At 43.1% G+C, this 10,383-nt stretch carries 7 protein-coding genes; 1 reads left to right on the top strand and 6 read right to left on the bottom strand.

Features of this window, described 5'->3' with window-relative positions:
* Nucleotides 1-32 precede the first annotated feature (32 nt).
* Nucleotides 33-1,196, top strand: coding sequence for a sporulation protein YhbH (gene yhbH, locus H70737_RS08455; protein ID WP_042193520.1), 1,164 nt, complete (start codon nt 33-35; stop codon nt 1,194-1,196).
* 205 nt (nt 1,197-1,401) lie between these two features.
* Here yhbH and H70737_RS08450 read toward each other — a convergent pair whose 3' ends face one another.
* The 6 genes from H70737_RS08450 to H70737_RS08425 form a co-directional block, all read right to left on the bottom strand.
* On the bottom strand, nt 1,402-2,907 hold the full coding sequence (locus H70737_RS08450; protein ID WP_042186339.1) for an alpha-glucosidase/alpha-galactosidase: 1,506 nt from the start codon (nt 2,905-2,907) through the stop codon (nt 1,402-1,404).
* Nucleotides 2,908-3,025: 118 nt separating this feature from the next.
* Nucleotides 3,026-3,958: an AraC family transcriptional regulator gene (locus H70737_RS08445; protein WP_042186337.1), complete on the bottom strand. Its 933-nt coding sequence runs from the start codon at nt 3,956-3,958 to the stop codon at nt 3,026-3,028.
* A gap of 166 nt (nt 3,959-4,124) precedes the next feature.
* Complete coding sequence (locus H70737_RS08440; protein WP_052404210.1) at nt 4,125-6,179, bottom strand: methyl-accepting chemotaxis protein; 2,055 nt, start codon at nt 6,177-6,179, stop codon at nt 4,125-4,127.
* Nucleotides 6,180-6,271: 92 nt separating this feature from the next.
* Complete coding sequence (locus H70737_RS08435) at nt 6,272-7,114, bottom strand: sugar ABC transporter permease (protein WP_042186333.1); 843 nt, start codon at nt 7,112-7,114, stop codon at nt 6,272-6,274.
* Complete coding sequence (locus H70737_RS08430; RefSeq protein WP_042186331.1) at nt 7,111-8,424, bottom strand: sugar ABC transporter permease; 1,314 nt, start codon at nt 8,422-8,424, stop codon at nt 7,111-7,113. The genes H70737_RS08435 and H70737_RS08430 overlap by 4 nt, the downstream gene beginning before the upstream one ends.
* A gap of 107 nt (nt 8,425-8,531) precedes the next feature.
* Nucleotides 8,532-9,866: a sugar ABC transporter substrate-binding protein gene (locus H70737_RS08425; RefSeq protein ID WP_042186329.1), complete on the bottom strand. Its 1,335-nt coding sequence runs from the start codon at nt 9,864-9,866 to the stop codon at nt 8,532-8,534.
* Between the last annotated feature and the right edge of the window lie 517 nt (nt 9,867-10,383).

Raw genomic sequence — 10,383 nt, 5'->3', positions numbered from 1 at the left:
TAAATATTTATATCCCATGGGAGGTGGTCATCCTGTCGCAATCATCTGGTCCCTTTTCCTTTGTAGTCTCAAAAGAAGACTGGTCCCTTCATCGCAAAGGCCATCAGGATCAGGAACGTCATCAGCAAAAGGTCAGAGAAGCTATCAAGGATAATTTGCCGGATCTCGTGACCGAAGAAAATATTATTTTGTCAGGCGGTAAGCAGATTGTAAAGGTTCCGATTCGCAGTCTGGATGAATATCGAATTATCTATAACTTTCGTAAGCAAAAGCATGTAGGACAGGGCGACGGGGAAAGTCAGGTCGGTGATGTACTTGGGCGGGATTCACAGTCGGCACAGCCCGGCAAAGGGGAAAAAGCAGGCGATCAACCCGGTCAGGACACCGTGGAAGCAGAGGTCAATCTGGAGGATCTGGAGGACATCTTGTTTCAGGATATGGAGTTGCCACATCTGAAGCCAAAGAATAAGGAAGAGATCGAGGTTAAATCCATCATCTTCAACGATATTCGTAAAAAAGGCATGATGTCCAACATCGATAAGAAACGTACCCTGCTGGAGAACCTTCGGCGTAATGCAAGCAGAGGTAATCCCGGCATTCACAGCATAAGTCCTGATGATCTGCGCTACAAAACATGGGATGACATTCGAACGCCTCACTCCAATGCGGTCATTATTGCGATGATGGATACGTCAGGTTCGATGGGTTCTTTTGAAAAATACTGCGCTCGCAGTTTCTTCTTCTGGATGACCCGCTTTTTACGCCGCCAGTATGAGAAGGTGGAGATTGTCTTTCTCGCCCACCATACGGAGGCTAAAGAGGTCAGCGAGCATGATTTCTTCACTCGCGGAGAGAGTGGAGGAACCATCTGTTCCTCAGCCTATCAAAAAGCGATTGAGATTATCGACAGCCGATACCCGCCAGCGCAGTACAACATTTATCCGTTTCACTTCTCTGATGGCGATAACCTCACCTCCGACAACGAACGTTGTGTGAAGCTAATTGGAGAACTGTTAAAACGAAGCAATATGTTTGGTTACGGGGAAGTGAATCAGTACAACCGCAGCAGCACACTAATGTCCGCTTATCGTCATCTGAAGCACGAGCAATTCATGCATTATGTGATTAAAGACAAAAAAGAAGTGTACCAGGCGCTAAAGACCTTCTTCAGTCAAAAGGGCACTGTTAATTCATAATTCCTACGTTTGATTATAGCCCACAGCTAGACTACCTTTTTTATTGTCCTACCCATATAAAAAAACCTCCATTCCAGAGCTTGGTAGGGGAGGTTTTTTTATTGAAATCTATTCAACTGTCCTAAACCGTTCCACAATACTTTAATTACCTCTTAGAAAATAGATGGCAAGAGTCATATTCCAAGTGAGCTTTAAACTCTACTGCCTATTGTACCTTCTCTCTATCCTTGCCTTTATCAGATTCACCCGCATTTCTATTCGCTGCTTCCCGGTCCTCCATCATCTCGTCCACCGTCTTTACCTTCAGGCGGGCTGCGCCTTCATTGTTGGCATTCGTTGGAATAAGATCTCCTGAAGCTAAGCGTTCCTTCGCTTTTGCAATGGCCTCGCTATATTGTGGCAGCCACTGCGCCCCAGCTACGAGCATCTCATCGACCATCTGCCAGATTTCTTTCGGGTTACATACGGCGCCTACCAACGGATCCATCATAAATGCTTGACGTAGCAGCTTGTCATCGCCGTGCACAGCAGCTTCGACGGCTAAACGTTGCACCGAGATACTAACGTTGCACACTGCGGCTGCTCCTAAAGGCAATTCACCCACAAGCGGCATCGATATACCGTTCCGATCCACATACCCTGGTGCTTCGATGATCGCATCATCTGGCAAATTAGAGATCACGCCATTGTTCACAGTGTTAAAGTGACCTCTATACACTCTGCCCGTTTCCAAGCCTTCAATAATAAACGAACCATGTTCTTCTCCGCGATTCTCCACTGTATACTCCAATGCCGAGTCCTTCATCCAATTTGGAAAATCCGTTTCGAACCAATTCCGCCCTTCGGTGCAGACACGTAGATATCCACCAGTCTCACCGTTAATCCAGCTTCCCAGGTCGATCCAATCCATAATTTCATCGCTGCGTTTACGATACCATGGCACATATTCACTTAGGTGACCATTGGATTCTGTACTGTAATATCCAAAGCGTCGCAGCATGTCGATCCGAACTTTTTCTGTGCGGCTGAATTCTGGATGACTCTCAAAAGCTTCTAAAAGACCTTCGGTCAAATCTTTGCCCTTATGACTCGCCGAAATATACCAAGTCTGGTGATTGATACCCGCACAAATAATATCGACTTCCGACTTCTTCAGCCCATACACATCTGCAATTTGTCCATGCCCATGCTGCACCCCATGACACAGACCAATCGTCCGTACACCACCGTATTTGTTGCATGCCCAAGTCAGCATAGCCATAGGGTTCGAATAGTTAAGTAGGAGTACATCCGGCGCAGCCATTTCCCTAATATCACGGCAAATATTCAGCATTTCCGCAATCCCGCGCTGACCATACATGATGCCTCCTGCACAAAGGGTATCCCCTACGCACTGATCGACTCCGTATTTCAATGGAATATCCACATCTGTAGCAAATGCTTCCAGTCCACCCATACGAATAGTACAAAATACGTACTTCGCATCCTTCAAGGCTTCTCTTCGATCCGTCGTTGCCTGGATTTGAATATTTAATCCATTCTCTTTAATATCACGTTGGCACAGCTCGGTAACCATCTCCAAGTTGTGGCTATTAATATCCATAAATGAGACTTCAATATTATTAAATTCCGGCACGGTTAGTAAGTCCCGCAACAATCCACGGGTAAATCCAATGCTGCCTGCCCCTATAAAAGACACTTTAAATGACATCCTTATCATCCTCCGGTAATGAATTGATTGTTCCTGTCCATTGTAGCAAGGGCGCTAGGGAAAGCGTAACCAATATCATGACCTCTTTTGAAGGAAGGTGTCAAAAATCCTAACTTATCTATTGAACATCCATCTCTTCATAACTCCAAGAATGACGCTCAATGGAATTGCGATATTCTACGGGCGTGTTGTCAGTATATTTTTTGAAGAGGAGATGAAAATATTGTCTGCTACTAACCCCTACATAATCGGCAATTTCAGCAATCGGAATATCACTCTGCCCCAGCAGCATCTTCGCTTTCTCCATTCGCAGCATATTCAAATAATCACTGAGTGTCCTACCTGTCTGTGACTTAAAAATACGGTGCAGATATCCGGGATGCAGATTGACCGCGGCAGCGATATCCTTAACCTGAATACTCTGGTCGTAATTCTGATGCAGGAATTCGATACTGCGCCGCACATAGAGCTGTGACGGCTGTTGACTGGCATGAAGCTGATCCTGTCGCAAGCTAGATAATCGAAGCAGAAGCTCGCAGAACAATAAGTCGACCATACTTCCGCCTTTCCCGCCACTTTGATCAAGCTCTAGTACAAGTCCTTTTAGAACATGATAAATTTCCTCCGGATCAGGCATGACTAGACTGGAAAAGGGAACCTGTAACCATTCAGCAAGCGCCGCTTCTTTCCGAGCGAGCTTGCCGATAGATGGAGCAACCCCTGTATAGTCCATAAATCCAAACTCCACATTCAGCATTCGGCAGGGCGTCCCATCCTCGACAATCAGTCTGTGCGGTACATTTGCATCGAGGATGATCAGTTCTCCCCGCTTTAACCTAAATCTCTCTTCTTCACCTGTTTTTGAACGGACATCCACAACACAGCTTCCTGAGATCAAATACATGATTTCGGTTGAATTATGCTGATGGTAAGACATACTGTAGTTGTTCCACTGTTTATAATAGTAAGCAAAAAAATGAGGACTATAATCTCTTTCAATTAATGCCTGCTGAAAAAGACTCCCACTAAGATTTAGAGGAAAATTCGTCAATCGATCACTCCTTTCTTCTATTAAAATGTTAACCCAAGTGTATCTCTCAAACTACTTCTAAGACAAGAAGAGCTACTTGAAGTCATTAAATTAGAAAAAAACGAGCAAAACTCCAATACAGAGGAGAGTTGCTCGTTTTATTGTTTTTACTAATAAGATTTAATTCTCATACTTGAAAAGAAACCATAGATTCCTTAAGATCTGCTGCTAAGCTCTCCAGCTTTTGAGATAAGGAAACTAGCTCCTCACTTACAGTAAATTGCTGTGAAGACATAGAAGCTACCTCCTGCGTCGAAGCCGTCGTCTGCTGCACAATAGAACTGACACTCGCCATGGATTCACCTAATTGACGCTGAAACTCTATCAGTTCATGAATAGAAGCAGAGGATTCACTAAGATGCCCCATGAAGTGCTCCATTTCCTCTTTGACACTTGCAAAGATCGTTGACGACTCTCGTACAGAAGAAATCTGTTCACGGAACTTCGGAGCGGTCTCATTGATATCTTTAACCGTATTCTCAATGTGTAGACCAATCTCTTCCGTAATCTTGGAGACCGATTGGATCGAATCATTCGATTGGTTAGCAAGCTGTCTGATTTCATCAGCAATCACTATAAAGCCTCTGCCTGCTGCACCGGCTCTTACCGCCTCTATAGTGGCATTTAGCGCCAAAATATTGGTCTGCTTATTTACGGCAATCATAGGACTAAGAATACTACGAATTAAATGAGTACTCTCTCTTAGCTTATTGGAGTTCTCTTGTATTCGATTGAACATCTCCACAGTAGATTCACTCTGCTCTACTAGCAGCTTCATCAACTCTGTCCCCTGATCACTAACCTCAATCACTCGCTCCGCCGAAGCGTCCATTACTGTATTTAGTTCAGTTACTTCACTCATCTTACTGCCAATGATTTCGACATTAGCATGGCTTTTTTCTGCTTCGACAGCAAGGCTTGCTGCTCCAAGTGCAATCTCACCCGTAGCAGATGCAACCTCTCTGGCATGAAGTGATGTTGTACCTGACGCTTTGACTAATTGTTCTGAAGTACCAAGCACTTCATCTGCTGACATTTCACTCTGGCTTGCAAGCAGAGAAATTTGCTCCATCATTTTGTTAAAGCTATGCCCGAGCCGACCAATCTCATCCTTACCCTTAAAATTCGTTCGTACACGAAGGTTTCCTCGCTCACCTTCTTCCATTAAGGTTGCCAGTTTACCTAGTGGACGCCCAACCAAACGAACAAGGACATAGCCAATTAACAGGGCTATCACGGCAGCTGCAAGCACAACAGAGAACGTAATATAAAGGAGCTTGTCCGCTGACTTCGTAAAATCACTAACTGGCGCATACCCCATGAGCGTCCACTTTGCAGTCGTTAAAGGTTGATAAACGACAAGCTGAGGACTTCCGTTCTCATCGGCTGCTGTAAAGGAATGTTTCTTTTCCACATCTTGCTCTTCTGATACTTTTATGTAAGAGAGTTGACCCAGTTTAGCATTATCCGCACCATAAACAATGTTACCATCTGTGTTCAAAATTCGAATCTCACCGGTCATTCCAATCTGAAGATTAGACAGCATTTCGGTCAAGGCCTTCCCTTTAACTTCGATCAGCATGTAGTACTCCGCTTCAGGATGTAATAGATTCCGAAGCAATCTCCCCATAGTTAAAGATGGCTCTGTATAAGCATCAAAGAAGCCCTTCTCACGAACTGGAAACCATACTGGCTCTCCTTTAGCATCTGCAATTTGTTTCAATCTTTCAGCAATACCTTCATCACTACGAAGGCCACTAACACCGGCAGATTTATACGATTCTGTTTCTTCCAAGCTCTTAGATACCAGTCTGACGCCATACATCCGCTCATCTGATCCTTTAACTAAGTCTAGCTTTCTACGAATCCGATCTTCTGCAGCGACTTTGGCTACCGTTGTAAGTTCTCCACTATTTATTTTTTCCAAGTCACCTTTTAATGCGGAGTCGAGTGCAAATTGCCTTGAGAGCGCTTCATATTCGGTTAGAACAAAATCCAGCTTGTCCGCTGCTTGAACTATAGACTGTGAGGAGGCCGCGGCAACCTCATCTGTAATGATATCTTTGGCAGCAAAATATGAAGTCAATCCTAGAACAGAGGATAAGAGCACTATGGAGCTGAAAAGAATAACGAACAATTTTATCCCAACTGATCTAAACTGTAGGGTCCATAGCTTTTTCATTAAGTTCACTCCCTATGATGGAAAAAGGGTACAGCCTTGCATTTCTGTACAAAGGCTGTACCCAGTTCATTCTGTAGTATGAAGCGAAATTGTTACCCCTTACTAGCTCCTGCAGTCAATCCATCAACAAGCAGACGTTGCAAGAATACAAACAAAATCATAATTGGAATAGAGATCAGAACAGCACCGGCAGAGAACAAAGTAAAGTTAGTGTTTTGGTTCGAGTTAACCATATCCCACATTCCGACTGCTACGGTCCAGTTCTCCTTCGTCCGCAAAATAAGTCTGGCAAAAATGAAATCCACCCAAGGTCCGACAAATTGAGTCAGTGCCATGTAAGTGATCATAGGACGTGACAAGGGAAGAATAACTCGCATAAATATCCCGAAATTACTCGCCCCGTCTATTCGAGCCGCCTCATCCAAAGAACGAGGAATCGTGTCGAGGAAGCCTTTGGCGATAAATGTTCCCCCGAGCGGCGCCCCAGCCGCATAAACAATAATCAAGGCAATATGTGTATCCAGCAAATTAAACTCCTTAAGGAGCATATAAATGGCAATCATACTCATAAAACCAGGGAACATACCAAGAATCAGAACGGTCGATAACGCTGTTTTACGCGCTTTAAACCGGAATCTGGATACAGCGTAACTGGTTAACAAGGTAAGAACTACACCGATAAGCATGGAGAATACGGCTATCTTCAATGTATTCGCATACCAAGTTCCAAACATATAGCTCGGTGATGTGAACAATTCTCTGTAGTGATCGAAGGTGAATTGCTCAGGGATAAACGTTTTACTGTACAGTGATTTACCAGGTCGGAAGGAAGCAAATAGAATCCAGAGGGCCGGATAGAGTGCCGCAATCGACAAAGCAATCAAGATGATGTAACTACCACTTAAGCGAATAAAGTTCGCGATCTTTCTGCTCATTGGATCATATCCTCCTCTTTGAATGATTTCGTCCGGCGGTAATTGTACAGGGAGAATGATGCAACAATGATAAAGATAATAATCCCTATTGCCGAAGCCATGTTGTTTTTATTCTGATCAAGTGTTAATTTGTATAGCCAGGTTACTAGCAAGTCAGTGGAACCGGCATATTGATAATCACCATTTACAGGACTACCACCTGTTAATAGGAAGATCGCATTAAAGTTGTTAATGTTACCTGCGAATTGCGTAATTAAAGTAGGCGCTGTGGAGAACAATACCATCGGTAGCGTAACAATACGGAACTTCTGATAACCTGATGCTCCATCTACCTCAGCGGCTTCATACATATCCCGAGGGATTGTAGTCAGTACGCCCATGATAAGTAACATCGAGACTGGAATACCAACCCACATGTTAACAATAATTACGGTAACCTTAGCCCAGAATGGATCTGTCAGCCATGGTAATCCGCCCATTCCAAAATACCCAAGGTATTGGTTGATCGGACCGAATTGACCGTTAAATAAATTGCGCATGAGCAGCAAAGAGATTAACTGAGGTACTGCGTAAGGCACAATCAGAATAACTCTCCACATTCCTTTGAAACGAATACCTTTTTGGCTCACCAATAAGGCTACCAATAGTCCTCCGAAATATGTAGTAATCGTTGAAAGAACTGCCCATATAATCGTCCATGTTAATACACCATAAAAGGTGTGGCTCCATGTTTTGAGAACTAATAAATTTCGGAAGGTCTGAAATCCAACCCAGTCAACCAATTTAGCGGGTGGAAGATGATCAGGTGCGGAATAGTTCGTAAACGCTAGCAGGATCATGAAGATGATTGGCATGATCGTAAAGAATAGAACACCAATACCCGGCAAGACCAAGAACGTCTGAGCGAACTTATAATCCAGTATATAGCGAACACTTTGTTTAAAGGTGTTTGCCTGAAGACCGTTTTCGCGTTTCTCTCCAGTCTTATAAGCATCTTTAATGTTCAAATACCAAGCGAGGATTATGATGATAAGCATTAGAATGGTGATCAAGCTTTGAATCAAAATATAAATCGAGTGATCCCCAGCTACCATCTTAGCGATGCCTTTTACTTTTACCAAACGGCTAGGGTTCTCTCCTAGTGTGACAAAACCCCATAAAGCAGTAGCAAGATTCTGAATAAAATAATAAACAGCGGCGGCTTCTACAACTAAAAACATGATTCCTTTGATGAATTGGCGGTTATATATTTGTCCCAATCCCATGAAAATCGTCGACAGTACTGCGGCCCTCGTGCGATGTCGCTGCATTTCGCTTCCGTTCTCCTCTCCGAGTGAAAATAAGAAGCTGCCCTCCGCTAAACATGCGACGGGCAGCTTGATTCACTGTATGCTGTTAAGACTGTGATTTATGATCCTTATTGCGATGAACTATTGTTCAAATCTTTGATTTGTTGAACGGCTTTGTCCATAGCTGCTTTTGGATCCACATTTTTATCCCAAATTTCTGGAAGTGCTGCATTTACTGGGCTCCAAACGTTACCCATTTCAGGGATAGAAGGCATAGGCTGGGAGCTCTTAGCTTGTGCTGCAAAAGCGGATACAAATGGATCATTAACGATTTGTGGATCAAGAAGCGCTTCGTTGTTTGTAGGAACAGAACCGATCGTTTTGTTCAATAGCAATTGAGCATCTTTGCTTGATGCAAAATGCGCGTACAATTTAGCAGCATTCGGATATTGAGTAAACGAGTTAACTGCGAAAATTTTGATACCAGAGAATGTAATGGCTGTTTTGCCATTCACTGTAGGGATCGGTGCGATACCAAGGTTGTCGCCAAGCGCTGCTTTGTATCCTCCAAGCTCCCAAGGACCTGTGATATCCATTGCTACATCACCTGAGTTGAACAAGCTGCGTTTGATATCAGCGTTGATATCCCCGCTCTTAATTGGCAATGCTTCTTTCATTTTCACAAATTCTTTAAGTCCTGCAACAGCTCCATCATTAGCAAGTCCGATATCGTCTTTATCTGTACCGTCTTTACCGAACAGATATCCGCCATCGGAAGCGATAAACATGTAGTTGAAGTACAAGTTTCCTACTTCCCACATAATTCCGTATCTGTTCTTGGATTTATCTGTGAATGTTTTGCTGAAAGCAAGAACATCGTCGAAAGACTTAGGTGCTTCTTTAACAAGTGATTTATTGTAGAACAATGCATAAGTTTCTGCTGCTCTTGGGTAGCCATACAATTCGCCTTCATACGAAGATCCGATAATCGAAGCTTCAGTATTGCTAGCTTTTGTTTCTTCACCGAAGACATCGTTAGGAAGAACCAAGCTCGCACTTGCCGCTTTACCTAAGTTGTCGTGAGGAATAAGGATAACGTCTGCTGCTAATCCTGAAGGACCATCTTGAGTAAGTTTAGTTACTTGATCTGGTGGTGCCAACTCTTCAATCTTGACTGGAACGTTATATTTTGCTGTGAACTGCTTAGCAATTTCGTCTGCGAATGGTCTTTCTTCCTTACTTTCCCATACAACTAGAGTCGCTCCATCTTCAGGTACAATCTCATCTGTCGCTGCTGCATCTGTGCCCTCTGGCGCTGCAGTCTCTGTAGTGTTATTAGCAGCATTAGTAGCTTTTGCTGCGTTGTTACCCCCGGCATTCCCATTGTTACTCGAACCACACGCTGTAACGGACAGTGCCATAGAGACAGCAGCGGTGATAACCATCACTTTTTTTAACTTCATTACTTTAACCCCTCCCAATTTTAAAAAAGCATAAGATGATAAAATAGTAGAGCAGAAACTTGCGCAAACGATTTCAGAAAAGCTAAAAAAAAAGTTATTCTTTTAGCTCACTCCTTCTAAAGCTGCATTTAGCAGATCAAGAAAGCGCTTCATTCATGAATACATCATACAACAGTATCGTTTGTTTTTAAAAACGTTTGCACATACCATATTTGACCATTTTCCATTAATTGATAAACAATATAGGCATTTATCTCCATTTTTCACATGATATCTTTTAATTAATCGATATTTCATGTGTTTAAAAATGGAATTGCTATTTTATTTGCCCCTGATATACCACAAATTCACTTTTCCAGTAGATTTACAATTATCGGGCAGTAGAAACGCTCATATACTCAAGTGAAAATTTGTGCAATGGTTTGAACAAGAGTATTGAAAGCCCTTTTATTCCATGCTATAATCCAAATCGTTAAGAGGCAATCCAACATGAGTCATTGCATCTATTGTCTGCCTC

The organism is Paenibacillus sp. FSL H7-0737 (assembly GCF_000758545.1).
In the GTDB taxonomy this organism is placed as follows: Bacteria; Bacillota; Bacilli; order Paenibacillales; family Paenibacillaceae; genus Paenibacillus_AQ.
The sequence above is the reverse complement of the archived record's forward strand: the minus strand, read 5'-3'. Positions and strand labels throughout refer to the sequence as shown.